This is a genomic window from Kribbella sp. NBC_01505 (genome assembly GCF_045040285.1).
Lineage (GTDB): Bacteria > Actinomycetota > Actinomycetes > Propionibacteriales > Kribbellaceae > Kribbella.
On record NZ_CP109425.1, the window covers coordinates 5,530,813 to 5,556,029 of the forward strand.

Annotated in this window: 26 protein-coding genes and 1 pseudogene; 12 read left to right on the forward strand and 15 right to left on the reverse strand. The window is 67.0% G+C overall.

Annotated features, from left to right (window positions below):
• Positions 1-3: 3 nt before the first annotated feature.
• From OG474_RS26150 to OG474_RS26165, 4 genes are read right to left on the reverse strand one after another with little or no spacing between them, the layout of a single operon-like run.
• Positions 4-816: a carbohydrate ABC transporter permease gene (locus OG474_RS26150; RefSeq protein ID WP_405056206.1), complete on the reverse strand. Its 813-nt coding sequence runs from the start codon at positions 814-816 to the stop codon at positions 4-6.
• Entirely contained in the window at positions 813-1,733 is a 921-nt protein-coding gene (locus tag OG474_RS26155) for a carbohydrate ABC transporter permease (RefSeq protein ID WP_405056207.1), read from the reverse strand. The genes OG474_RS26150 and OG474_RS26155 overlap by 4 nt, the downstream gene beginning before the upstream one ends.
• The gene (locus tag OG474_RS26160; RefSeq protein ID WP_405056208.1) at positions 1,733-3,025 is read right to left on the reverse strand and encodes an ABC transporter substrate-binding protein; all 1,293 of its coding nucleotides are present in this window, start codon (positions 3,023-3,025) and stop codon (positions 1,733-1,735) included. The genes OG474_RS26155 and OG474_RS26160 overlap by 1 nt, the downstream gene beginning before the upstream one ends.
• Positions 3,026-3,061: 36 nt before the next feature.
• The gene (locus OG474_RS26165) at positions 3,062-3,883 is read right to left on the reverse strand and encodes an endo alpha-1,4 polygalactosaminidase (RefSeq protein WP_405056209.1); all 822 of its coding nucleotides are present in this window, start codon (positions 3,881-3,883) and stop codon (positions 3,062-3,064) included.
• A 292-nt stretch (positions 3,884-4,175) separates the two neighbouring features.
• On the opposite strand from OG474_RS26165, the gene OG474_RS26170 reads away from it, so the two are divergent.
• From OG474_RS26170 to OG474_RS26195, 6 genes are read left to right on the forward strand one after another with little or no spacing between them, the layout of a single operon-like run.
• Positions 4,176-5,201, forward strand: a complete 1,026-nt coding sequence (locus OG474_RS26170) for a LacI family DNA-binding transcriptional regulator (RefSeq protein ID WP_405056210.1) — start codon at positions 4,176-4,178, stop codon at positions 5,199-5,201.
• A 15-nt stretch (positions 5,202-5,216) separates the two neighbouring features.
• Positions 5,217-6,503: an extracellular solute-binding protein gene (locus OG474_RS26175; RefSeq protein WP_405056211.1), complete on the forward strand. Its 1,287-nt coding sequence runs from the start codon at positions 5,217-5,219 to the stop codon at positions 6,501-6,503.
• Entirely contained in the window at positions 6,500-7,390 is an 891-nt protein-coding gene (locus OG474_RS26180) for a carbohydrate ABC transporter permease (protein WP_405056212.1), read from the forward strand. The genes OG474_RS26175 and OG474_RS26180 overlap by 4 nt, the downstream gene beginning before the upstream one ends.
• Positions 7,387-8,205, forward strand: coding sequence for a carbohydrate ABC transporter permease (locus tag OG474_RS26185; protein ID WP_405056213.1), 819 nt, complete (start codon positions 7,387-7,389; stop codon positions 8,203-8,205). Before OG474_RS26180 ends, OG474_RS26185 begins: the two co-directional genes overlap by 4 nt.
• A gap of 27 nt (positions 8,206-8,232) precedes the next feature.
• On the forward strand, positions 8,233-9,291 hold the full coding sequence (locus tag OG474_RS26190) for a glycosidase (protein ID WP_405056215.1): 1,059 nt from the start codon (positions 8,233-8,235) through the stop codon (positions 9,289-9,291).
• Complete coding sequence (locus OG474_RS26195) at positions 9,288-11,192, forward strand: hypothetical protein (RefSeq protein WP_405056216.1); 1,905 nt, start codon at positions 9,288-9,290, stop codon at positions 11,190-11,192. Before OG474_RS26190 ends, OG474_RS26195 begins: the two co-directional genes overlap by 4 nt.
• Here OG474_RS26195 and OG474_RS26200 read toward each other — a convergent pair.
• The 10 genes and pseudogenes from OG474_RS26200 to OG474_RS26245 form a co-directional block, all read right to left on the reverse strand.
• A complete protein-coding gene (locus tag OG474_RS26200) occupies positions 11,185-12,201 on the reverse strand; it encodes an aminoglycoside phosphotransferase (protein WP_405056217.1) in 1,017 nt (338 codons plus the stop codon). The genes OG474_RS26195 and OG474_RS26200 overlap by 8 nt on opposite strands.
• The gene (locus OG474_RS26205) at positions 12,198-12,518 is read right to left on the reverse strand and encodes a helix-turn-helix transcriptional regulator (RefSeq protein ID WP_405064617.1); all 321 of its coding nucleotides are present in this window, start codon (positions 12,516-12,518) and stop codon (positions 12,198-12,200) included. The genes OG474_RS26200 and OG474_RS26205 overlap by 4 nt, the downstream gene beginning before the upstream one ends.
• A 102-nt stretch (positions 12,519-12,620) precedes the next feature.
• Positions 12,621-13,133, reverse strand: a pseudogene (locus tag OG474_RS26210) (DUF6597 domain-containing transcriptional factor); the annotation flags it as partial.
• A gap of 492 nt (positions 13,134-13,625) precedes the next feature.
• The gene (locus tag OG474_RS26215; RefSeq protein WP_405056218.1) at positions 13,626-14,510 is read right to left on the reverse strand and encodes an IS3 family transposase; all 885 of its coding nucleotides are present in this window, start codon (positions 14,508-14,510) and stop codon (positions 13,626-13,628) included.
• Positions 14,507-14,827 (reverse strand): transposase, encoded by a 321-nt coding sequence (locus OG474_RS26220; RefSeq protein ID WP_405056219.1) that lies wholly within the window; start codon positions 14,825-14,827, stop codon positions 14,507-14,509. Before OG474_RS26220 ends, OG474_RS26215 begins: the two co-directional genes overlap by 4 nt.
• Positions 14,828-14,952: 125 nt before the next feature.
• A complete protein-coding gene (locus OG474_RS26225; RefSeq protein ID WP_405056220.1) occupies positions 14,953-15,576 on the reverse strand; it encodes a Type 1 glutamine amidotransferase-like domain-containing protein in 624 nt (207 codons plus the stop codon).
• Positions 15,577-16,665, reverse strand: a complete 1,089-nt coding sequence (locus tag OG474_RS26230; protein ID WP_405056221.1) for a hypothetical protein — start codon at positions 16,663-16,665, stop codon at positions 15,577-15,579.
• Between the two features lie 21 nt (positions 16,666-16,686).
• Positions 16,687-17,613, reverse strand: a complete 927-nt coding sequence (locus OG474_RS26235) for a VanW family protein (RefSeq protein ID WP_405056222.1) — start codon at positions 17,611-17,613, stop codon at positions 16,687-16,689.
• Between the two features lie 234 nt (positions 17,614-17,847).
• The gene (locus OG474_RS26240) at positions 17,848-18,276 is read right to left on the reverse strand and encodes an Rv3235 family protein (RefSeq protein ID WP_405056224.1); all 429 of its coding nucleotides are present in this window, start codon (positions 18,274-18,276) and stop codon (positions 17,848-17,850) included.
• A 1-nt stretch (position 18,277) separates the two neighbouring features.
• Positions 18,278-19,072 carry a LysM peptidoglycan-binding domain-containing protein gene (locus tag OG474_RS26245; protein ID WP_405056225.1) on the reverse strand — a complete coding sequence of 265 codons (795 nt, stop codon included), beginning with the start codon at positions 19,070-19,072 and terminating at the stop codon, positions 18,278-18,280.
• Positions 19,073-19,202: 130 nt separating this feature from the next.
• Between OG474_RS26245 and OG474_RS26250 the strand changes: the two genes are divergently transcribed.
• The gene (locus tag OG474_RS26250) at positions 19,203-19,745 is read left to right on the forward strand and encodes a hypothetical protein (protein WP_405056226.1); all 543 of its coding nucleotides are present in this window, start codon (positions 19,203-19,205) and stop codon (positions 19,743-19,745) included.
• A 160-nt stretch (positions 19,746-19,905) separates the two neighbouring features.
• Here OG474_RS26250 and OG474_RS26255 read toward each other — a convergent pair whose 3' ends face one another.
• A complete protein-coding gene (locus OG474_RS26255; RefSeq protein WP_405056227.1) occupies positions 19,906-20,154 on the reverse strand; it encodes a helix-turn-helix domain-containing protein in 249 nt (82 codons plus the stop codon).
• A gap of 167 nt (positions 20,155-20,321) precedes the next feature.
• Here OG474_RS26255 and OG474_RS26260 point away from each other — a divergent pair, with 167 nt between their 5' ends.
• The 5 genes from OG474_RS26260 to OG474_RS26280 all read left to right on the forward strand — a co-directional run bounded on the left by OG474_RS26260 (position 20,322) and on the right by OG474_RS26280 (position 25,211).
• Positions 20,322-20,972, forward strand: coding sequence for an SAF domain-containing protein (locus OG474_RS26260; protein ID WP_405056228.1), 651 nt, complete (start codon positions 20,322-20,324; stop codon positions 20,970-20,972).
• Complete coding sequence (locus tag OG474_RS26265) at positions 20,972-22,240, forward strand: CpaE family protein (protein WP_405056229.1); 1,269 nt, start codon at positions 20,972-20,974, stop codon at positions 22,238-22,240. Before OG474_RS26260 ends, OG474_RS26265 begins: the two co-directional genes overlap by 1 nt.
• Before the next feature lie 256 nt (positions 22,241-22,496).
• Entirely contained in the window at positions 22,497-23,279 is a 783-nt protein-coding gene (locus OG474_RS26270; protein WP_405056230.1) for a DUF4097 family beta strand repeat-containing protein, read from the forward strand.
• Between the two features lie 58 nt (positions 23,280-23,337).
• Complete coding sequence (locus OG474_RS26275) at positions 23,338-23,994, forward strand: HAD family hydrolase (protein WP_405056231.1); 657 nt, start codon at positions 23,338-23,340, stop codon at positions 23,992-23,994.
• Positions 23,991-25,211: a glycosyltransferase 87 family protein gene (locus OG474_RS26280; RefSeq protein WP_405056232.1), complete on the forward strand. Its 1,221-nt coding sequence runs from the start codon at positions 23,991-23,993 to the stop codon at positions 25,209-25,211. The genes OG474_RS26275 and OG474_RS26280 overlap by 4 nt, the downstream gene beginning before the upstream one ends.
• Positions 25,212-25,217 lie beyond the last annotated feature (6 nt).

The following is a 25,217-nucleotide window of genomic DNA, read 5'->3' on the forward strand; positions in this document are numbered from 1 at the left end:
GAGTCAGCCTTTGAGTCCGGTGGAGGCCAGCGAACGGATGAACGCCTTCTGAGCAAGCAGGAACCCGAGCAGCACAGGCAGCACTGTGATGACGTTGCCCACCATCACTGCTGCCCACTGGGTGTGGTGCTGGCCTTGGAAGGTGGTCAGTCCGAGCTGGAGGGTGTAGTTGGTGTCGCTGTTGATCGCGATCAGCGGCCAGGTCAGGTCGTTCCAGGTGGCGAGAAAGGTCAGTACGGCGACCGTGCTGAGCGCGGGCCGAGCCAGCGGGATCACGATCGAAATGAGGATCCGGAGCCGTCCGCAACCGTCGATCCAGGCCGCCTCCTCGAGCTCCCGCGGCAGGCTCACGAAGAACTGCCGGAACAGGAACACGGCCAGCGGCGTCACCAGCGACGGGATGATCAGTGCGCCGAGGGTGTCGATCAGTCCGAGCTGCTTCATCACCAGGAAGGTCGGGATCATCGTCAGCTGGAACGGGATCACCATCGTCGCCAGCATCATCCCGAGGACGACCTTCGACCCGGTGAATCGGATCCGCGCGAACGCGTACCCGCCGAGCGTGCCGAGCACCAGGTTCGCCGTCACCGCGACCGCCGAGACGATCATCGAGTTCACGAACCAGCGCGGGAACAGCGCGTTGCCGAGCACGTACCGATAGCCGCCCAGATCGATATGTGAAGGGATCAGCGCCGGTGGAAAGCGGTTGATCTCCGCGTTGCTCATCACAGAGCTGACCAGCAGCCACAACAGTGGCAGCGCGAACAGCAACGCCATCGGAGCCAGCACCAGATGCCAGGCACTCGGCCGTTTCATCGGGCCGCCCTTCGCCGCGAGATCTGCAGGGCGAGCCCAATCACCAGCAAAGCAACGGCCAGCGCGTACGCTGCCGCCGCGCTGTAGCCCGCGGTGAAAGTCTTGAACGCCTTCTCCCAGATGAAGTAGACGATCACGGTCGTCGAGCCGAGCGGCCCACCCTTCGTGGTGACGAAGACGAGATCGAAGAGCTGCAACGCGCCGATGGTTTGGAACAGCAGCAGGAACACCGTGACTGGCGACAACGTCGGTACGACGACATGCCGCAGTACGCCGAAGCGTCCGGCACCGTCGATCCGGGCCGCCTCGACCAGCTCGGACGAGACACCCTGCAGACCGGCCAGGTAGACGATGACGCAGAACCCCGTACCGCTCCACAGCGAGATCACGACCAGCAGTGGGAGCGCCTGAGCGGGATCGCCGAAGAAGCCCTGAGCGAGCAGTCCGACCTTGTGCAGCAGGGAATTCGCGACCCCGAACTCAGGATCGAGAACGAACGAGAACAGCACCCCCTGCGCCGCCGCGGACACCACGAACGGCACGAAGACGAGCGTCCGGTAGAGGCCGATGAACCTGATCTTCCGGTCCAAGGCGATCGCGATCGCGAGACCGCCGACCACACTCAACGGCACGTACAGCACGGTGTAGAGCAGCGTGTGCTTGACCGCGGCACCGAACGTCGGGTCCTGCACCAGCGCCTTGTAGTTGGCCAGCCCGACCCATTCACTCGGCGACACCAGATCGTTGACCTGGAACGAGAGCAGTAGCGACCACACCACCGGTACGACGCTGAGCCCCAGAATGATCAGGACCGACGGGCTGACGAACGCCCACCCGGTCGCACTCTCACTCCGCATCCGGCGGCGCTTGGACTTGGTGCGTGGATCGAGGGTGAACGTCCCGACGACGCTGGCCATCAGCTCGGCACCGCCAGTACGGCGTTCGAGGCGTCGACCGCCTGTTTGATCGCGTCGTCCGGGCTCTTCTTGCCGAGCAGCACCGACACGATCGCCTCACCGACGAACTGCGAGATCTTCGGGTACGCCGTGATCGTCGGCCGGCCGCGCGCCGTGTCGAGCGCGTCCACGAACACCTTGAGCCCGTTCGTCTCGGACGCGTGCTTGGTCCAGGCGGGAGTGGCCGCAGTCGCCTTGCTGAGCGGCAAACTGCCACCCTGGACGTCCCACTTGATGTCTTGTTGGGGCTGGATCAGCCAGTTCACGAACTCGGTCGAGGCCTTCACCTTGGCCTTGCCGTTGTCGAAGACCGTCCAGGTGTCCGGCCCCGAGATCGTCACCGGTTTCCCCGAGTACGTCGGGAGCGGGACGACGCCGTACTCGAGTCCCTTGGCGGCGAGGTCGGGGAGCTGCCAGGGGCCGGTGGCAACCATGCCCATCCGGCCACCCAGGAACACCTGGTAGAGCTGCTCGCTGCCGGGCTTCGGGTCGACGTACAGGGATTTGTCGGTGCGCAGGCGGTCGAGAGTGCCGAGAGCCTGCGCGCCGACCTGGTCGAAGGCGACCTTCTTGCCATCTGAGCTGGCGACATCGCCGCCGAGGTCCCAGATCATCGGCCACAGCCGCCAGACCGTGTCCTCGTCGCCGACACCGGGCCAACCCGTGCCGAAGACGCCCTTGGTCGGGTTGGTGAGGGCCTTCGCGGTGCTGATGAAGTCGTCCCACGTCCAACCAGGCTCGGGTGCAGGTAGGCCGGCGGCGGCGAAGAGTTTCTTGTTGTAGACAAGGCAGAGTGAGTCGAGCAGCGCGGGAGCGGCCCGGATCTTGCCCTTGACGGTGACCGCATCTCGCGCGGCCGGCCAGTAGTCGTCGAGGTGCAGGGCGCCGGACAGGTCGGCGACCTTCGGGCTGCGGGTCAGGCTGGCGAGGTCCGATCCGAAGATGTAGGCGATGTCCGGGAAGGACCCCGCCGCCAGCCCCGCGGTGACCTTCTGCAGCATGCTGTCCGCCGTGACCCCGCCACCACCGCCGTTCACCCGGATGGCTGGATGGGTGCGGTTGAACTCGTTGATCAGGGCATCGATCGCGGCCTTGCCGGTGTCGACCTGGCCGTGCCAGAGCTCGACCTCGACGGTGCCGCCGGTGGCCTGGTCGTCGTTCTTGCCGCAGGCCGCGAGGGCACCGGTGGCGGTGACGGCCGCGGCGGCGCGCAGGATGCCGCGACGGGTCAGGACAGGAGCATGCTGAGACATGACGGTCTCCAGAGACGGGATGAAAAGGAAAGGGCGTCAGCAGGTCTTGCGGACGTAGCCGGAGGAGCCCGGCGTCGAGACGTCCACGTCACGCTGCACGATCGAGAGCGTGCTGCCGTACGCCGAACAGGCCTTCGTGCGGCCGGAGTTCGTGTACTCGATCACGATCACGTTGTTGCCGAAGTACTGGACGTAGTCGCCGCACTCGTCGTACTGGCCGCACTCCTCGGCGACCGCGAAGTCGAGGCCGACCGAGGTCGTCGAGCTGGCCAGCTCGACGGTGTTCTTCTGCGCGATGGCGAGGTTCTTGCTGTGCGCGTGGGTGGCCAGCAGGGTCAGGAACGACTTGGCCTGCGAGGCGGTGAGCAGGTTCTTCGAGCGCGAGTAGCTGTCGTAGTTGTCCGGCTCGACACCCTTGTAGCCCTTGGCCGCGCACTGGTCGATCCACCCGTTCACCTTGGTGGCGATCCGGTTGCGCTTGTCGGCGGTGCGCAGGTCGAGCAGCGCCTCGCCCCAGTCTTCGTCGTATACGACCTTGCCGCTCGCGTCGCGCAGCAGCAGGTCGGAGGTCCAGGAGCCTTCGTCGCCGGGCTGGACCTGGAACGCGTTGACGTAGCAGATGTTGTAGAGCCCGGCGGCGGGGGCGGCCGTCCAGTCGCGGGTGACGACCTGGACCCCGGCGGCCGGTGTATAGGCGCCGCCGATCTGGTAGTCGAACTTGGCGTGGGTGGGCGGCAGCGTGGCGGCCGCATCGGCTTCGGAGCCGAGGTTGAGGGCGGAGTAGCCGGCAGTAGCCGCGAGGGCGGTGGCCAGAGAGGCCAGGAGCACGCGGCGGATGACTGAGCGAGGCTTGGACACGATTGCTCCATCGGTCCCGGGGACGCGTACCCCGCCTCGGGTCGGCCACAGTCCTGGCCGCCCTGGCGCCTGAAAACCGGACTCCGGATCATCGATCCGCTACCGGCTGGGTGCGTCACTGGCGACCAAGATAAGCCCGGCCGCCAGCGGGGCGTCAAGGTCCAACTGCAAACGAGTGCGCGGAAACGCCAGCAGATTGCGGTACTGCGCAAGATCATGAGCCCTTGACGTTGGCGTTTGAACCGGTTTAATGTCTCGTTAAACCGGTTCAAAACAACGAGTGAGGTTCTTCGTGAGCAAAGTCAGGCCGACGATCGCCGATGTCGCGGCCCGGGCCGGGGTGTCGAAGGGATCGGTGTCGTTCGCGTTGAACGGCCGGCCGGGTCCGGCCAAGGCAACCGTCGACAAGATCCTCGCGGCCGCCGACGAGCTGGGCTGGCGGCCGAGCAACCGGGCCCGGTCGCTGTCGGTCTCGAAGGCCTTCGCGCTCGGCCTGGTGATCACCCGGGATCCGGCCGTGCTGTCGTCGGACCCGTTCTTCCCGGCCTTCATCGCCGGCGTCGAGAGCGTGCTGTCGACGCGTGGGCAGGCCTTGGTCCTGCAGGTCGTCACCGGCGGGCCGGACGAGGAAGCCGGGTACCGGAGGCTCGCGCAGGACGGGCGGGTCGACGGAGTGATCCTGTCCGACCTGCGGCACGACGACCCCCGGATCGGCCTGCTCGGCGAGCTGGAGCTGCCCGCGGTCACGCTGAACCGTCCGGATGGCGCGTCGCCGTTCCCGGCCGTCGTACTGGATGACCGCCCCGGGACCGTGGCAGTGGTCGAGCATCTGTTGGCGCTCGGTCACACCCGGATCGCGCATGTCGCCGGTCCGGCCGCGTTCGTGCATGCGACGGCCCGATCCGCAGCCCTGGTTGAGACCTTGGCCGCGGCCGGTCTGGAGCCGGTGGCGATCGAAGCCGGTGACTTCACCGCCGCGGGCGGGATCACGGCCACGCGCCGGCTGCTCGCATTGCCGCAGCCGCCGACCGCGATCGTCTATGCGAATGACCGGATGGCGATCGCCGGTCTCGGTGCCGCGCAGGCCGCCGGGCTGACCGTCCCTGACGACTTGAGCATCGCAGGCTTCGACGACAGCGAGCTGTCCGAACACGTCCACCCAGGCCTGACCACGGTCCGCGCCGATCCGTTCCGGTTCGGCGTCGCGGCCGCGGAGGCCCTCAACCAGGTCGTCGACGGCATCCCCGACGTACCCGATGTCGAGCTGCCTCCGGCACAACTCGTCGTACGACGTTCCACCGCACCACCCCCTGAGTAGTCCCCTGGAGGAACCATGAAGCTGTACACCGGAGCACTCGCCTTGGTGCTGGCCGGTTCGCTCGTAGCCTGTGGTGGCAACGGCGGCGCTGGTGACGCCGACGCTGCGGCCAAGGCCCGCGGACCGATCGACATCTGGTACTCGAACAACGCCGAAGAAGTGGCCTGGGGCAAGCAGATGGTCGCGGCCTGGAACACGGCGCACCCGGACCAGAAGGTGAACGCGCAGGAGGTCCCGGCCGGCAAGAGCTCGGAAGAGGTCATCGGCGCCGCCATCACCGCGGGGAACGCGCCCTGCCTGATCTTCAACACCTCACCGGCGTCCGTCTCGCAGTTCCAGAAACAGGGCGGCCTGGTCGCGCTGGACACCTTCCCCGACGGGAAGCAGTACGTCGAGGACCGGTCCGGTGACATCGCGCAGCAGTACAAGTCGGCGGACGGCAAGTACTACCAGCTGCCGTGGAAGTCGAACCCGGTGATGATCTTCTACAACAAGAAGGTCTTCGCGAAGGCCGGTATCGACGCGACCAAGCCACCGCTCGCGACGTACGACGAATTCCTGGCAACCGCGCGCAAGGTGGTGGCCGCGAAGGCGGCGAAGTTCGCGATCTATCCGGCGCCGAGCAACGAGTTCTACCAGTCCTGGTTCGACTTCTACCCGTTCTTCGCGGCCGAGACCGGCGGCAAGCAGTTGGTTGCCGACGGCAAGGCACAGTTCACCTCCGACGAGGGGAAGAAAGTCGCCGCGTTCTGGCGGACGGTCTACGCCGACAAGCTCGCCTCGCAGGAGAAGTACACCGGCGACGCGTTCGTCGACGGCACGGCCGCCATGGCAGTGGTCGGTCCGTGGGCGATCGCGACGTACCAGGGCAAGGTCGACTGGGGTGTTGTCCCGATCCCGACCTCTAGCGCCAAGCCGGCTAGCGAGATCCATACCTTCAGTGATGCCAAGAACGTTGCGATGTACTCGGCGTGCAAGAATCGTGGCACCGCCTGGGACGTGCTGAAGTTCGCCACCAGTCAGGAGCAGGACGGCAAGTTCCTCACCGCGTCCGGTCAGATGCCGCTGCGCAAGGACGTCGCCGGGGCCTACCCGGAGTACTTCGCGAAGAACCCGGCCTACAAGGTGTTCGCTGACCAGGCCGCCCGCACGGTCGAGGTGCCGAACGTGCCGAACTCGATCACGATCTGGCAGACGTTCCGCGACGCCTACTCCAAGTCCGTGATCTTCGGCCAGGAAGACCCCGGCACAGCCCTCGACGGCGCTGCACAGAAGGTCGACCAGCTCGTCAAGCAGTCATGAGCCGGCGGCTCCGCATCCTGGGTGAGCATCCGATCGGGACGGCGTTCGTCACCCCGTACGTCGTCTTCATCGCGGCGGTGTTCGCGTATCCGCTCGGGTTCGCGGTGTACATGTCCTTCCACGACTACTTCTTCGCGGCGCCCGGGGCGATCGTGGACCGGCCGTTCGTCGGGTTCGACAACTACGCCGCGGTGCTCGGGGATCCCGCCGTACGGCGGGCGTTCGGGAACGTGCTCGTATTTCTGGTGATCAATGTTCCGCTGACGGTGATCCTCGCGCTCGGACTGGCGACGGCGCTGAACGCGGCGATCCGGTGGCGGACGTTCTTCCGAGTGAGTTACTACGTTCCGTATGTGACAGCGAGCGTGGCTGTGGTCGGGGTGTGGCTGTTCCTGTTCAACTCCAACGGGCTGGTCAACTCGGTCCTCGGACCGCTCGCGCCGGATCCGTCCTGGCTGGTGAACTCCGGGCTGGCGATGCCGACGGTCGCGATCTATGTGACCTGGAAACAGCTCGGGTTCTTCATCCTGCTCTACCTGGCAGCTCTGCAGAACGTGTCCAAGGATCTGTACGAGGCCGCATCGATGGACGGTGCCAACCGGTGGAAATCGTTCCTGAATGTGACGGTGCCGGGTGTTCGGCCGGCGACCACCCTGGTCGTCCTGCTGGCCACGGTCACGGGGGCGAACCTGTTCACGGAGCCGTACCTGCTGACCGGTGGTGGCGGCCCGGACGGCGCCTCGGCGTCGCCGGTGCTGGTGATGTACCAGCGCGGGATCGAGCAGGGTAACCCGGACACCGCCTCCGCGATCGGGGTCCTGCTGGTGATCGGCGTCCTGCTGCTCGCACTGATAGAACGCCGCTTCGTTGCGAGGGAGGACCGATGAAGAGACGTTTCGTGGTGCTGCTGATCGGATCGTTCGTCTTCCTGTTTCCCTTCTACTACATGCTGATCGGCAGCCTGCAGACCGAGCCCGACCCGTCGGTGGGCGGAGCGTTCCCTTCGCCGGGGAACCTGACGCTGCACAACTACGCCGAGATCGACAAGGCGATCAACCTGGTCGGTTCGCTCATCAACTCCGGCATCTTCACCGGTGGGGTGATCCTCGGCACGCTGGTCTTCGGCGTACTGGCTGGGTATGCGCTGGCGCGGTTGCAGTTCCGGGGCCGTGGGCTGGTCTTCAACCTGATGCTGTTGATCCAGGTGGTGCCGTTCCAGCTGCTGACGATTCCCCTGTATGTGTTGATCGTTCGCAGCTATGGACTGGCTGATTCGTACCTGGGCATGATCCTGCCGTTCCTGATCAACTCGACCGCGGTCTTCGTGTTCCGGCAGTACTTCCTGCAGTTGCCGGTCGAGCTGTTCGACGCGGCCCGGATCGACGGTGCGTCCGAGCTGAACATTCTGTGGCGCGTCGCCGTACCGCTGGTCCGGCCGGCCTTGCTGACCGGGGTGCTGCTGACGTTCATCGGGCCGTGGAACGAGTTCCTCTGGCCGTTCCTGATCACCAAACAGCAGGACCTGCAGCCGCTCGCGGTGTCGTTGTCCAACTACCTGACCACGGTGGCATCGCGGGCCGCGAACCCGTTCGGCGCCGTACTCGCCGGGGCCTGCGTCCTGGCCGCGCCCGCGGTGACCTTGTTCCTGATCTTCCAGCGCCGGTTCATTGCGTCGAACCTCGAGTCCGGCGTCAAGGGCTGATTCTTTCCTTCCCTGAAAGGCTTTGCTGTGACTGTTCCCTATACCCTCACCCGTGTCGGCGTGCTGATGACCGCCGAGCCCGGCAACGAACTGGAGGCCGGTGGGGTGCTCAACCCGGCCAGTGGACGCACCCCGGACGGGCAGCTCTACCTGCTCCCGCGACTGGTTGCTGATGGCAACGTGTCGCGGGTCGGGCTGGCCAAGGTCGAGCTCGTCGACGGCGTCCCGGTCGGCGTTCAGCGCGAGGGCGTCGTACTGGCTCCGGACGAGGGCTGGGAGCGCGGCCTGAACAACGCCGGTGTCGAGGATCCGCGGGTGACCTTCATTCCGGCGCTCGGACTGCATGTGATGACGTACGTCGCCTATGGGCCGCTCGGGCCGAAGCCGGCGCTCGCGGTCTCGTCGGATTTACGTGAGTGGCGGCGGCTCGGTCCGCTGCACTTCGAGTACCAGCCGACGCTCGACACGGATCTGAATCTGTTCCCCAACAAGGACACGGTTTTCTTCCCTGAACCCGTTCGCGGTCCGGACGGCGAACCGTCGTACGCGATGCTGCACCGGCCGATGTGGGACCTCGGCTGGTTCCGGCCGGGCGAGGGTGTGCACCTGCCGGCCGGCGTGACCGACGAACGCCCGGGAATCTGGATTTCGTTCGTGCCGGTCTCCGCGGTGGCGGAAGACATTCACAACCTTGTCCATCTGCGGAACCACCGGCTGGTCGCGATGTCGGAGTACCCGTTCGAGGAGCTGAAGATCGGCGCCGGGCCGGCCCCGCTGCGCGTACCGGAAGGCTGGCTGGTGATCCATCACGGTGTCACCGGTGAGCAGCCCGAGGGATTCGATCCGACCACCCAGAAGGTCTGTTACGCGGCCGGCGCGCTGCTGCTCGACCCCGATGACGTGACGCGGGTGATCGCCCGGACCAGCGAGCCGATCCTCGTTCCGGAGACCGAGGAAGAGAAGGTCGGAACGGTCGGCAACGTCGTGTTCCCGACCGCGATCGAGGAGGTCGACGGCGTCCGGTACGTCTTCTATGGCATGGCCGACGCGGCCATAGGCGTCGCTCGGCTGGACCGGCTCGCATGAGCCCAACCCGGCGCACCGTCCTCGCCGCGGCAGCCGTTGCCGTCGGCACCACCGCCCTCCCGGCTGTGGCTGTTGGCTCACCGCGGTTGACCAACCTCGCGCACCTCGACTTCCTCCGTACCGCGGTCCCTCCGCCGGCCACGCCCGGTCACAGCACCTACGGCAGCGGACCGATCGGTCTGCTCTGGACGTACGCCGATCGCCAGGCCGACGGCTCGTACCGGCGGATCGGAGGCGGCACCTACGACGCCGCGACGGACACCTACGGTCAGGGCGCGTACAACGCCGACGACATCGCCCGCGCAGCTGTCGTCTACCTGCGCCACCACCGCCTCTTCGGCTCTGGTCTGGCCACTGCTCGCGATCTCCTGCGCGGCCTGACCTACCTGCAGTCTCCGAACGGCAACGTGGTCCTCTGGATGCAGCCTGACGGGACTCTGAACCCCAGCGCGGATCCGGTCGAGCTGCCGGACCCGTCCGATTCCGGACCGTCCTTCTGGCTGGCCCGAACGGTGTGGGCGCTGGGGGAGGGCTACGAGGTCTTCCGGCACGTCGACGGTCCTTTCGCTGCGTTCTTGAAGACTCGGCTCGACCTGGCTGTGCGAGCTCTGGAGCGTCAGGTGCTGGTGCGGTACGGCCGGTGGAACGTGGTCGACGGGCGGCGGCTTCCGGCCTGGCTGATCGTGAACGGTGCGGACGCGACGTCGGAGGCTGTCCTCGGCCTGGCGGCGTATGTCCGCGCTGGAGGCTCTACTGCTGCTCGGCGGGCGCTGAGTCAGTTCGCCGAAGGGATTGCGGCGTTAAGCGCCGGTTCGACGCGGCAGTGGCCGTTCCGTGCGCTGCTGCCGTCGGCAGAGACGATCTCGATGTGGCACGCGTGGGGTGCGCAGATGCCGTCCGCCCTGGCGGCGGCGTCCGCTGTGCTGAGGTCCGGCCAGTTGCTGGAGCCTGCGATCGCTGACACCGCTGGGTTCACTCCGTTGCTGCTGACGGCCGGCGGGCCGGACAACGGCTGGCTGCCCGCACCGATCGACCGGACCCAGATCGCGTACGGCGTCGACGCCCGCCTGCAGGGCCTACTCGCCGTCGACCGCCCCGGCACCCGGCAGCTCGCCGCCTTCGTCGCCGGCTGGTACTTCGGCGCGAACCGCGCCGGCATCCCGATGTACGACGCTGCCACCGGTCGCACGTACGACGGTCTCGCGGCCGACGGAACGGTCAACCGCAACTCAGGCGCCGAGTCGACCATCCACGGACTGCTCTCGATGCTCGCGCTGGACGCCGCCCCGGCCATCGCGCGGCTCGCCCGTCGACTGACCAAGCCGACGTACGACGGACTGCGGCTGGTGGAGGCCGAGTCCGCGAGCGGCACCGGTCAGGTGGTGACTCCGCCGTCAGCCTGGACTGGAGAGTCGCAGTGGAGCAGCAACGCCTACCTGCACCTGTCTGACGGCCAGTCCGCCAGCTGGGACCTGCCCGTGGCCTCTCAGCCGCGCTATGTCCTCCCAGTGGTGAACCTGATCGACAACCCTGCCATCGGCCACACAACATGGACGTCTGGCAGCCGGAGGCTGGGGACGATCGATCACGGGACTGCGGGTGCACAGGGCATCTCGGCAGCGCCGGGCGTCCTTCAGTCGGTCACCTTGCCGACTACCTTCCCGGCGAGTGCCACCCGGCTGACCGCTGCGGCGAGCGGGTCCGCGGAGATCGACGTACTGCTGCTCCTGCCACTGCTCAGCACAATGCACGCCGGCCCGGCAACCCTCATCACGAACGTCGGTCCGCACCCACAACGTGTCCGTGGCGGGACCGCCTACTGCTACACGCCATCCGGGCAACTCTCCACCGGCCCGCGCAACGTCGTACCGGCCGGTGGTTTCGCCATCCTGCTCAGCTGAGTGCCTGGGCGCACCAGTCGGCGACGAACGCGAGCGCCTGCCCACGCTGGTCGTAGAGGTGCCGGCTGTCTGCCTGCTGGTGGTAGGCCTGATGGGACTCGAGCGACGCGCGGCCGAGGAGATGTGGCAGCAACCACGCGTACTTGACCCCCGACGCGAGCACAGCCCGCCGTACGACGTCGCTGTCGCCGCGCCAGCCTGCTTCGTCGAGTCCGGCGAGGTAGCTGGTGATGCAGGTGTCGGCGAGCTCCGCGTGTTGTTCGGCCGGCCAGAACAGGTCGAAGACGGCATCGGGGATGTGGTTCCCGATGTCTTCGCCGAGAGCGCCGTCGCCGGTGAAAGCCCAGTCGAGCAAGGCGAACTCGCCGGTGGGGCGCTGGATCACGTTCGACACCCACAGGTCCAGATGGCAGCGCGCCCGGGGCAGAGTCTCCACCAGTCGCAGCAGGTGCTCACGATTGGCCAGCAGGTCTCGCCACGCGGTCCTCAGACCAGCTGGCCAGGTCTCTGCGATGAGCGGTTGCTTCCAGGCGTCGTCATCGTCCGCCAGCTCCCACGGCACCTGGCGGGTGGTGGAGTAGTCGCGCAGAAACCCTTTGCTCAGCCAGTTGTGCTGCTCCGCGGGCTTCGCCTGCCAGCGACCACAAGCTCGCGCCAGCTCGCCATGCTCGGTCAGCCCGAACTCGGTCCCGGGAAGGCCGACCACATCCTCCATCACCAACACGGCGCCGATGTCGTCCTCCGCGATGTCAGCCTCCGGCAACACCAGGCCAGCTGCCGCGAGGTCCGTTCGCAGGGTTTCGTCGCGGTAGACCTCGACCTCGCGGCGCCAGTAGTTCCAGTGCCGAGGATCGTCGGACGCCGCCCACGGATCTCCGCTCGCCCCGACTGGACGTCGCAGCCGCTTGCGAATCGCCGTACGGCCATCTGTGTACGTGAGCCGCTCGACGGTCTCGGTCACCGCGTTCAACGGGTTGTGCCGGAGAACCGTCGCTTGTGGTTCGCTCATGCCAGCAGCGTCTTGGGCGCCAGGCCCGTGAGGGCTTTCACCTCGCGAGTGAAGTGCGCCTGGTCCGCATACCCACTGACCGCAGCCACCTCTGCCAGGGCTCGCCCGGTCCGGGCCCGGTCCAGCGCCGCGTTCATCCGCAGCACCCGATCGAGCATCTTCGGGCCATACCCGAACGCCGCCAGACACCGTCGATGCAGCTGCCGCTCCGAAATCCCCAACCCCCGCGCAAGCCCCGCCACACCGCCCTCGGTGCGAACTCGGCGAAACACCTGCTGAGCCAAACGATCCGCCGGCGTGCCCATCAACTCAGCCACCGCCCGATCCAACTCACCCGCCGGATCACCCGCCCGCCGAACCCGATCCGCCAGCCGACGGCTCCGCCCCCGCGACCACAACTCGCTCAACGGCACCCGATCATTCAGCAACGCATTCGCCGGCACCCCAAGAAACGCCGGCGCGTCCCCCGGCGCAAACCGAACCCCCGCAAACCGGGTCCCCGCCACCGCTGCCCCAGTCCAAGCCCGAGAATCCGGCCCAGCCACCACCAGCTCGTCATCCATCAACAACAAATCCATGCACCCATCAGGCAAAATCAGGTACTCCCCACCCGGCGCGGTCCGAGTCCACACCGAGGCCCCAGCCAACAGCGCAGGTCGTTCGCGATAGGGCTCCACAGTCACCCCACCAGTGTGCAACCTCCCACCGACAACCCCGCCACGGCTCTCATCAAGGGCGGTCCGCAGCGGCGAAACGCGGCTTTGTGGTGATCTACTGCCACCCAGCGGCAGCAGATCACCACAAAGATGTACTGCCCGGGGTGGACGGAGATCTGCGCACTCCGATGGCGCGTCGTGGTGAGCACGGTCGCCGGTGGTGTACGGGCCTGTCCTGACTGGTTGGCCGCGTACACCACGTGGGTGGCTGGGCACTTCGCTTGGGCAGGAGCCCCACCGCCCCGAAGGTGCTCGTCCCGTCCGGCCGCTCGGATTCGGCCGGTGGGGTGGGTGGTGGCTGGTCGTCGCTGCGGCTAGTTTTCCTGAAGCGGGTGGCTGGGGTTGCTGGTGGCTGGGCCGGGTGGCGAGGCCGGTGACCAGGGGTGCACGTTGCCGATGGCTGACGGGCTATGGCTGAGGAGGGTGGTGACGAGGCTTGGTGGCTGACCCGTCGCGGTGGTTGGTGGCGCAGTTCGGGCTGTTTGAGGTGCCGCGCGTCCACTCGGGTGCTGTTTGCACGGTGGCGCCACTCGGCGGGGCAGTGATGGCGGACTGGGGAGACTTACCTCCCGAAAACGACAGGTAAGTCTCCCCAGTCCCGATGCCCCGCGCCACCACTGGTGGCGCGGGGCCGACCGCCTGCCCGACGACGGTTGCAGCCGCGGGTGTACCGACGAATGGAGTGTTCCCGCTTTTTTGGACGCCGGTTTAGGCTGCCAGTTGGTTGATTTCTCTGAACCCTAGCTCGTATTCTCGGGGTGTCAAATATCCGAGAGTGGAGTGACGGCGGATAGTGTTGAAGTAGTCATCTACCCAGTCGATTGTTGCGGCCGTGAGGGTTTTAAGGTCCGGCCAGGGCCGGGTGTGGATGAGTTCTTTCTTGTAAGTCGCGAATGTTGATTCGGATACCGCATTGTCGTAACAGATCCCGGTCCGGCCGAGCGATCTGCGGATTCCGGCTTTTGTGCAGTACCGGTCGAATTCGCTGGATGTGTATTGTGTGCCGCGGTCGGAATGGAAGATGACACCGGCCGATGGTTTCCGGTTCGCGATGGCCATGTCGAGCGCGTCGGTGACGAGGCTGGTGCGCATGTGGTCGGCGATCGCGTAGCCGATGATGGCGCGCGAATGCAGGTCGATCACGGTCGCGACGTAGGCCCAGCCGGTCCAGGTCTTGACGTAGGTGATGTCTCCGCACCACTTCTGGTTCAGTTCGTCAGCAGTGAACGAGCGGTCGATCAGGTCTGGTGCGTTGACTGGATGGTCGCCGTGGACCGTGGTTCGCTTCCAGGCCTTCGGATGCCGGCCACGCAGCCCGGCCAGCCGCATCAGACGGTAGACGCGCTTGTGCCCGACCCGGTGCCCGGCAGCGGCCAGCTCCGCGCGCATCCGCCGCACGCCAGGGTTCCCGCGCGCCTGAGCATGCAGATGCCGCAGGAGCACCATCAACGCCTCGTCGTCGGTCTGGTGCTGCGACGGGGCAGCTTTGCGCCAGGCGTAGTAGCCCGACCTGGAGACACCCAGCTCGGCGCACATGAACGCCACCGGATAAACATCGGAATCAGCCCAATCCGCGACAGCAGCGAAAATCACTGCTTTCCTTTCGCGAACCAGGTCGCTACTTTTTTCGCGAACTCGACCTGCATCTGCAGCTCGGCAATCGCGGCCTTGTCATTCTTGGCCTGTTCCCGCAACCGGATCAGCTCCAGCCGCTCGGACTCACCCAACGGGCCATCATCAGGCACCGCCGGCTCCTCGGAGTCTTTAGCTTTCTTCACCCATCTACCCAACGTCATCTCGTGAACACCGATATTGCGCGCGACCTCAGCAACCGACCGGCCACCAGCAAGCACGAAACCCACCGCCTCGCGCTTGTACTCCTCACTGAAACTACGACGAGTCGAACCCATCTACAAACTCCCGACGAATCGGGCAGCTACCCCCGGTGTCCACCGAAGCGGGAACGGTTCAGAACGGGTAGTGGTTGGTGGTGTTGCGCGGTGGGAGACGCTGCATCCCGCCGACCAGCGGACTACTACCCGTTGGTTGGTACGTCGGTTAGCGTCTCGCCGTCGCGTAGGCAGCGGTGGGGGAGACCGCGTTCCGTGAGATGGGCGGCGGCTCGGTCCGCGCCTTCGGTCTCTGGGTGGTCGGATCGCCAATGGGGAACGATTCGGTAGGGCACGAGCTGCAGGCAGTCTGGTGCGACGGCTGGTGAATAGCCGTCGGGCAGGACGGTGGGATCGTCCATGAGGTCGATGCCCTGGAGGTCCGGCCCGGCGACACAGGCTCCTGCTGAGTAGCCGCCGTACACGAACTCGGGCCGGTGCAGTTGCGCGTGGAGGGCGTCGCCCAGGCGGGCTTGGGTCATGGCGCGGGCCAGGACAAACGCGTTGCCACCCAAGGCCCAGACGAGGTCGAGGTCGGCCACGCGGGCTTGGAGACTCTCGGGAGCGGTGAAGTAGTCTCGCAGATCGAGCTCTTCGCACGTGTAGCCGAAGCTTTCCAGGGCGTGGCATTCGCGGGCGTAGTCGCGGGTGCGCGAGTCGCCGTACTGGTCGAGTGCGTTCAGGACGATGCCAGCCCGGCCGGTGGCGCTGGGCAGCGCCGGCGGTCGGGTGTCGGCGGTCAGGAACCAGGAACTCAGCAGCAGCCTCATCTACTGGTCCGGGGTGGTCCAGAGGGAGTCGGTGTACATGGTGGCGTGGATGTAGCCGGGGAGGTTTGGTTCGTAGGGGGAGCCGTAGTTGACGACTAGTTCTACTCGCCAGCCGCTGACGTAGGCGGTGTGTGATTCGCCGTCGGTGTTTTTGGTGATCCACTCGCGGACCGCGGCGGTTCCGGGGCCGTGGACTACGTTGAAGGCGGTTTCGATCAGGGCGGCGAAGGCGTCGTAGTTCGCCGACTCCAGGGCGTCCTTGGAGGTGTCGGAGACCGAGGCGATTAGGTAGGAGATGCCGTCCGAGCCGAGGCCGGTGGTGCGGATGGTGAGGTCGCCGGTGTGTTTGTTGTAGCTGGGGAAGGTGTTCTTGCAGTCCTCGTCGGACTCGTCGCAGGTGAAGCCCTTGGCCTTGAGGGCGGTTGCTGCCGCACTTGAGGGGGTGTCGGCTTTGAGTCGCGGCGGGCTCAGCGGGCTCGCACCGGACTTGCCGGCAACGAATCGGGTGATGGTTCCGGTGCTGGTGTTGTAGGTGCCCCAGCTGCCGTCGAACTTGCCCCGGTCGGTGCCAAAGGCCTGGTTCACCGGGTCCTGGTCGGCAGGGAAGACCACACCCGCCAGAGTGGCGATCAGCGGCCTGAGGGCGTCCGCTTTGAGCGACTGCGCGTTGACCGCGATCACAGTCCCGTCGGTGCGGTACTGGAAGCGCACCTCGCTCTGTGTGTGGCCCCGGTCCGTCCACAGGAAGCAGCCGGCCAGGCCACCGTCGTTGACGGTGAAGCGCACGGAGCACTCCATCTTCGACGCGGTCAGCGCTTCAGTCAGCGCCTTCGCCTGGCCGGGTGAGTCGCCGCCCAGCGTGACGGTCTTCGGTCCGGCAGCAGGCGGCGGCTCCGCGGAGCCGCCGCGCAGGAGACTGCTGATCACGAGCGCGGCGATCACGACGGCAACCACGACTCCACCGACGATCCCGCCGATCAGCAGCGGCGACGGTCCACGCCGCGGCGGCCGGGGCGGGCCGCCGTACTGCAGGGTTTCGTACTGCTGCTGCGGGTACTGCTGACCACCGGGCGGACCGTACGAAGACATGGCTCCGAATCTATCGCGGTGTCAGTCCACCACGTCGTACACGGTCACGCCGGTCGGCACATACTTGACCAGGGCAACGTTCTCCCGGACGAGCTCCTCGGCGGTGGTCCGCCCGGTCCGCCGGTCGATCACCGTCCGCCAGATCTCGTTGCGCCGGAAGTAGTCGGTGCCGGCCCGCAGGAATCGCTCGCCCTGCGCGAACACCCGGTACGACGTCGCCGCCGGAACGTCGGTGAGAATCTCACCCTCGAGGTACCGATCGCTCACCCCGACCCGGAGCTGGAACGTCTGCTCGGTGTCGTTGCGGAACTGCAGGTCCACGTAGTTGTAGACGATGCTGCACCCGACGCCCCACGGCAGCACGCGGCCGTTGTCGGGGAACGGATCGAAGCTGTGGGTGGATCGCTGGGTCACCGTCAGCGGCGAGTGCAGCACCATCCAGTGCAGCAGGTTCGCGAGCTGGCAGATACCACCGCCGATGCCCGGGCGCGCCTGGCCGTTCGACAGCCGCATCCCTTTGAGATAGCCCTTGCGACGTGTCGCGTTCCCGACAACTTGATTGAAGGAGAACGTCTCGCCGGGCCGGATGACCAGACCGTCGACCTGCTCACACGCGAGCCGCAGGTTGGTCACCTTGTTGTGCTGCATCCACATCTCGGTCTCACCGAGCTGCCGCAACAGCAGCGACTTGTGCCGCTTCACGCGCACCGGCAGATCGGCAGTACGCCGCTCCCGCGCGTACGCCGTACTGCCTCGCATCCACTCGACGCGTTTGCGGGCGCGGTGGTAGCGCACCGCCACCGGGTACAGGGCGGGCACTCGCTCGGACCAGCGTCGTCGACGCGCGGTCGGGGCGACGCGGGCGCGCTCTGTCGCGCTCAGTTCGTCGAGACCGATTCGCCAGGCGAAGGTCACCTCACCGGGGTCGGCGGGCTCACGATCTGGCATCACCCCAGTGGACGCCGGCCGTGCAACCCGCCCCACCTTGATATTGCTCTCACGCATTTTCGTTCCCCCGAACGACTCCGGCCTGGCGACCGACTCGGCAACGGTACGCCGAACGCCCACCAGTCACATGACGAGAACCACACGATCACATTGCGCTCTAAGGACTCCTGGACCAGGCGGTTTGTTCGGCCCGATCCCGAATGACCGTCTGCATTGCCCGAAAAGTCCCTTGCCTCAGCCGATCTCGAGAGCGGTGCACACCCAGCGGTTGCGACGGATCTCCATCCGCAAGGCGATCGCCCGGTGGCGTCCGCCGTGCCGGACGTGTGCGGCGATCTCTGCGACCTCCGAGCTCGGCCGACAGACCCGCACCGACCGCAATGCGCACCGTTCCTTCGTACCGCGACCGCCTGCCGTAGTCGTCAGCCCCAGCACCCGCACGCGCCGGTTGAGCTCGACGAACACCTCCTCGTCGGTGAACCGGACCAGCTGCGCCACCGGACGATCTCCCGCCAGAACCTCCGACACCGCCTGCGCGAGCCGGCCACCCCAGGCGCGTGCCTCCGGAAGACCCGGCCGGGTCTCGTCAATCGGCGGTACGACGTCCAGCCGCCGTCGCCGCAAGACCTCTTGGTACTCCGCACTGCTCGGCATCTGGCTCATGTCACTGCTCCTGGTGTGTGCGCGGCACTCGCAGTACTTGGCCGGGGAGGATGAGGTTCGGATCAGCACCGATCACCTGCCGGTTCGCGGCGTACCACTGCGGCCAGCGCACGGCGATCTGCTCGTTGGTGGCGCGCGGCCCGAGCTCGTGCGCGGCAAGGTCCCAGAGCGTGTCCCCGGCCTGCACAGTGACCCGCGCTGGCAGGTTCACTCCACGCCCAGACCGCAGGTCCGTGTAGCGCGTCGGAGCGCCTGTCCCAGGCCGGTCCGGCACGGTGATGCGACTGCTCGCCGGGCTCGGGGCCCCAGCGAGCCGCGCTTGCGGCACACCAGCCCCCGCCCGTACGCCGTTCCGCGGAGCGCCGAGCTGAACCGTGGACCGCGGCTCGGTAGCTCGGAAGTCGGAACCACCACCCTCGATCCCAACCGACGTCGCCGGAGCGCTCCAGGTGTGCGGCGAGTTCGCATGGGCGACCCCGACCGTAAGCGGGGTGACTGCCGCGACGCCCAGCGCAGAGCGGAGCAGCGCCCGGGAGGTCGCAGAGGTGATCCGCGTAGCAAGCACCCCAGCCGCCGCACCGATCGCACCAGGCAGCTGCTCCAGCGCGGTAGCCACCGCCGCGAGGACAAGCCAGCCGTAGGCGACCCAAGCAACCGCGCCGACCGCAAGCACGGTCAGCGAATCCAGATCCTGACTGTTCATCGCGGCGAGCGTGCCGCCCGTCATCCAGCGCAGTCCCAGCCCGACAACCACCAAGGCGCCGACCAGCAGCAGGTTCTTAGCCCCTCGAATCATCCTCTTCACCTCCGATCTATGAGTTTGCTTTAGTTTGCTTCGGCTTGATCACTATAGACCGCAACTACTGACAGTTTGCAAGTGCAGATGTCACCGAGCGTGCAGATCCCAGCACGGTAAGTTGGCAGATATGCGGTGGGATGCGCTGTTCGAGGACCTGGAGTCGCAGTTCGACGCGCTCCAGGAAGGCGACCTGTACGGCGAGGTCGCCGACCGGATCCGGACCGAGCTCAGCAAGATCACGGTGCTCGACCGGCTCCGGGGTGCCGTCGATTCAGTCATCCGGATCGAACTCACCGGGACCGAACCGCTCCAGGGTCTGCTCACCCGCGTTGGCAAGGACTGCCTCCTGATCGAGGCCGGCCGCGAGGAATGGCTCGTGCCGGTCAGCGCCCTGGTCGCGGTTCACCGACTCGGACCATGGGCCGAGCCGGCCGTTGGCGCGGTGGCGGGGAAGCTGGGCCTGGCGCACCTGCTCCGTGGGATAGCGCGCGACCGCTCATTAGTCACGGTTTTCTGCGGCGGAATCCCGATCACCGGCACGATCGACCGCGTCGGCGCCGACTTCCTCGAGGTCGCGGAGCACCCGCTCGACGCACCTCGCCGCCGCTCAGAGGTCTACAACGTCAGACTCATCCCGACCCAAGCACTCCAAGCAGTCCGCAGACGCTAGTGGTGTGTCGCGTCTAAATCTTGGCACTGGCGGCGCCCAGGCGGGCACCTCGCTGCGTTGGAGGAAAGGGCACGATGGAAAAACATCGAGCCCTTCCCTCCGCCTTGCGATGCACCCACCTGGACACCGCCAGCACTCAAGTTTTAGACGCGACACACCACTAGTGCTGCGCGTCCTCCGATGTCTCGGCCTCTTCGCCGAACGGGTGGGTGTCGATGAACTGCTTGGTTTCCGTGTAGAGACGCTCGATGTACTTCTCCAGCTCGGTCGCCTCGACCCGCCACTGGCCGCGGCCGCCGATCTTGACCGCGGGGATGTCACCGCGGCGGACCAGCGCGTAGACCTGGTTGGCGGAGATGTTCAGGACCTCGGCGACGTCGGCGAGCTGGAGAAAACGCGGTGCCGACATCGTTCCGGACTCCTTCGGGTAGCAGCTGGTTCCGTCAGTTTGCCACGGTTCACAGCGGCCTGACCAAGTTTGTCCCCAGTATGACAGCCTGTGGATAAATGCTCACGGTAAGTGCGGAATCACGGCAGAATGTCCACAGCAGCGATCGAACGACTGGGGGATCTGACGTGGTCGACACACCAAGGTTCGGAGCGCCTTCGATCCCGGCGCAGCGCAACCGGAAGGCGCGCTGGAGAGACGGCCGCCTGGTCCTGGGCGTCCTTCTCGTCGCCATCACCGCCCTGGTCGGCGCCAAGCTGCTCTCCTCCGCCGACGACACCAGCACGATCTGGGCCGCCAAGCGCGACCTGGCCGCCGGGACCAAGCTGACCGGCGACGACCTCACCACCGTGCGCGTCCGTTTCACCAGCGGTCAGGACGCCGCGATGTACGTCGCTGCCGGCGCCGAGCTGAAGGGTTTGGTCGTGGCCCGGGCGGTCGCGGCCGGTGAGTTCCTTCCGCGCGACGCCGCCGTACCGCAGGCTGAGAGTGATCGGACCGAGCTGCCGCTGTCGGTGGCGACCGGCAGACTGCCTGGTGACACGGCGGATGGCGACCGGGTCGACATCTGGGTCGTGCCGAAGGACGAGGACCAGGCGGCCAAGCTGCTGTGGAGCAACATCCGCGTCCTGCAGATCGATGCGGTGAAGGGCGTCGCGGGCGGATCGGCCCGCCGTCAGGTGCTGGTCGCGCTGACGCCGAAGGACCTGCGGAAGCTCCCGGATGCCCTGACCGCGATGAGCCAAGGAGAGCCGACGCTGGTCCGGCGGGCGGCCTGATGGCGATTCCGGTCCTGCTGGCGGTGACTGGTGCGCCATGGGAGGCAGACGTCGTACGCCGGACCGAGCGGGCACCGGGCATCCGCGTCGTCCGGCGGTGCGTCGACATCGCGGATGTGATGGCAGCTGCCGCGAGCGGTCAGGCGAGGGCGGTCCTGCTCGCCGACGACCTCGCGCGGCTGAGTTCCGATGCGGTGTCCGCTCTGCATGCGCGCGGCATCGCCGTACTGGCTCTGGTCGATCCGAGTGAAACCGGTGCAGCATTCGGGCCCGAGGACCGGCTCAGCCGGATGGGGATCGAGCGGATCCTGCCTGCTGATGTCAGTCCGGAGGATCTGGGGCGCGCGATCAGTGATGCGGTCGAAGCGGGTCCGCCGATCGCGTTGTCGCATTTCGCCGGCGGCTTCGTGCCGAGCACGGGGGAGACCGGCCTGCGGACCGAGCCACCCGAGTACGCCGCGGGCAGCGGCCGGATCATCGCGGTCTGGGGCCCGACCGGCGCACCGGGCCGGACGACGGTCGCGGTCGGCCTGGCCTCCGAGCTTGCAGCCAGAGGATTGCCCACCCTTCTCGCTGACTGCGACGTGTACGGCGGCACCGTCGCGCAGCAGCTCGGGATGCTCGACGAGACCTCCGGCCTGGCCGCCGCGGCACGCTCCGCATCGAGCGGGACGCTGGATCTGATGACGCTGGCCAAGCACGCCCGGCAGGTGGAGCCGCATCTGATGGTGCTCACCGGGCTCAGCCGCGCCGACCGCTGGACGGAGCTGCGCCCGGCTGCGGTCGAGGCGATCTGGTCTTCGGCGCGGCTGCTGTCACCGTGCACGGTCGTCGATCTCGGGTTCTGCATCGAGACGGATGAAGAGATCTCGTTCGACTCCCTCGCGCCGCGTCGCAATGGCGCCACCGTCGCGACCCTGGAGGAGGCCGATGAGGTGATCGTCGTGGGGTCGGCGGACCCGGTCGGCCTGACTCGGCTGATCCGCGCGATCCACGAGCTCCGCGGGCTCGTACCCTCGGTCACCCTGCGCATCGTGGTGAACCGGATCCGCTCCGGCTCGCTGGGCAGCTCACCGTCCGACGCGGTCGCCGACGCCCTCAGCCAGTACGCCGGCCTCCAGGCGTCGGCGTTGCTTCCCTACGACCTGAGTGCGGTGGACGCGGCGATGGCGCACGGCCGCAGCCTGGCCGAGGCCGCGAAGTCCAGCAAGCTCCGCAAGTCCCTGCAGCAGTTGGCCGTCTCGATCGACCAGACGTTCGTCCGCTAGCCCAGGGTTCTGGCCAGGGAGATATGGGGGTTAACCCCACCGACAGCGGCCCGATGATCTGACAGGCTGCTAGTGACCCGAGTCCGAAGTTCCTTGACGTAGGCGGCGCCCAGGCACGCACCTCGCGGCACCGGAGAAACTGCCACGATAAAGAGCATCGAGGCAGCTTCTCCGTCACCACGATGCACGCACCTGAACACCGCCTACCATCAAGCAACTTCAGACTCGGGCCACTGGAGACGGAAAGAGGAGACTGATGTCCGAGGTGCAGGGGCGGCCGCCGATGAGTGCCGAGCGGCGGTACGGGATCGCGATCTCGGTCGCGCTCATCCTGGGTGGGATCTACTGGGCGCTCACCGGTCTGACCGAGGGCGCCAAGAACGGGCAGAGCACCTACAAACTGGACGATCGGTCGCTGGTCGTCGAGGGCGGTTCGACCAGTGTCGAGATCCGGCCGGGCGACGGGGATCAGCTCACGGTCGACCGGCAGTTCGAGCGGAACGCGTTCGGGTCCGCTCCGAGCGACACCTTCAAGGACGGCAAGCTGGAGCTCAAGGACACCAACTGCGGCTTCCTCTCCTTCGGCTGCAAGACGACGTACGTGCTGACGGTGCCGCGCGACGTGAAGCTGACGGTGAAGAACAACAGCGGCCAGATCAAGGTGTCCGGGATGTCCGGCGAGACCGAGCTGAAGACCAACTCGGGCAACATCGCCGCGCAGGGTCTGGGCGGCTCGCTGCGGATGGAGACCAGCTCCGGAAGTATCGAGGGCGATGCGCTGACCGCGAGCACGGTCACCACCAAGAGCAGCTCGGGGAGCGCGGATCTGGAGTTCGCCAGTGCGCCGCAGTCGGTGGACACGAAGGCCAGCTCGGGCGAGGTGACGATCACCGTGCCCGCGGGCGACGAGACGTACAAGGTCGAGACCGCTACCTCCTCCGGCGACTACGAGCCGGAGGTGAAGGTCGACCCCGCCTCCAGCCGCAGCATCAAGGCGAAGACGTCGTCCGGCGACATCTCCATCGAGTACAAGCACTGACAGTCACGACCGGGACCACGTCAGTGAGCCCGAGCTTGTCCTGAGTAGGCTGACGGCCATGGCAGAGGTCGGCGCGGTACCCCGTGGGTTGCTGGTGGACTGGGGTGGCGTGCTGACCTCCGGTCTGGATACGGCGTTGCGGCGCTGGGCCGAGCTGGACGGGTTCGACTTCGACGAGTACGTCAAGGCGATCATGGCCTGGCTGCCGGTCGATGCCGGCGCGGCCGAGATCAATCCGGTGCACGCGCTGGAGCGCGGACAGATCGCCGTACCGGATTTCGAGCGCAAGCTCGCGACCATCCTGATCCGGCCGGACGGCACCCAGGTGCCGTCGGAAGGCCTGATGGAGCGGATGTTCGCGCACTTCGAGCACGTCCCGGCGATGAACGCGCTGGTCCGCCGGGCCAAGGCGCTCGGCATCCGGACCGCCCTGCTGTCGAACTCGTGGGGCAACACCTACCCCCGCGACACCTGGGACGGGATGTTCGACGACATCGTGATCTCCGGTGAGGTCGGCCTGCGCAAACCCGAGCCGGAGATCTTCCTGCTCGCCGCCGGCCGGGTGAACCTTCCGCCCGCCGAGTGCGTCTTTGTTGACGACCTTCAAGTGAACGTCGACGGCGCCCGAGCCGTCGGCATGACCGGCATCCTGCACACCTCGTACGACGAGACCCGGCGCGAGCTGGAGTCCCTGTTCGGAGCAGACCTGACGTGAGCACGACGACGACCACCACCCCCGCATCCCGCCCGCTCGACAGGCGCCGGATGCTGCTCTGGATCCTCGCCGCCGCGGTCCTGGTCGCGCTCGGCGCGTGGATCGGTGGCAAGTACCACGGCATGATCGACCTGCGCGTGTACCGGCTCGGCGGTGACGCGCTGCTGCACGGACCCGCCCTGTACGACGCGAAGCTGCCGGGGATCGGCCTCCCGTTCACGTACCCGCCGTTCGCGGCGATCGCGATGGTCCCGCTGGCCATCGTGCCGTGGGGCGTCGCCCTGGTCGTCTGGACCACCGCGTCCGTGCTGTGCCTGACGCTGATCTGGCGCGCGAGCCTGCCGAAGACCTTCTGGTCCTTCGTCACCCTGCGCAAGCGGACCGTGGTGCTGGTGGCGCTGACCATCTTGTCCCTGGTGCTCGAGCCGGTCTGGGCCACGATCGACTTCGGCCAGATCAACTTGATGCTGGTGGCAATGATCGTGCTGGACCTGATCCGGCCGAACGACGCGCGGCTGCGCGGTTTCTGGCTGGGCGTCACGATCGGCATCAAGCTGACCCCGGTGCCGATCCTCGCGCTGCTCGTGGTAACCAAGCAGTGGAAGGCCCTGCGGAACGCGCTCCTCGGCCTGCTCACCACGATCGCGATCGGCTTCGCGTTCGCGCCGAAGCAGTCCTGGCGGTACTGGACCGAGGTCGTCTTCGACGCCAACCGGGTCGGCGGCATCGCCTACTCGGGCAACCAGTCACTGAACGGCTTCCTGCACCGCCTCGGCAACACGGCGAGCTGGGTGCAGCCGACCTGGTTCGTAGCCTCGGTCATCGTCGGCCTGGCCGTGCTCTGGCTGGCTCGCAAGTACTGGCTGGCCGACGAGCGCGTCACCGCGATCGCCGTGATGGCCCTGGCCGTCCTCTTCGCCTCACCGATCTCGTGGAGCCACCACTGGGTCTGGATCATCCCGCTGGGCATCAGCCTGATCCGCGGCGTCAACCGCGTCTGGGGCCTGAACCCGGCCGTCGTCGCCGGCGTCCTCTGGTACGGCCTGTTCGTCCTGCGCTCGATCTGGTGGGTCCCGTACCGCGACGACCGCGAGCTGAGCTGGACGTTCTGGCAGTCGATCCCGGGCAACTCGCACCTGATCCTCGGCCTGATCGCGTTCATCGTCCTCGCGATCACCAGCCGCGGTCTCACCCGCTCCACATCTACTGAGAGCTGAATTTTA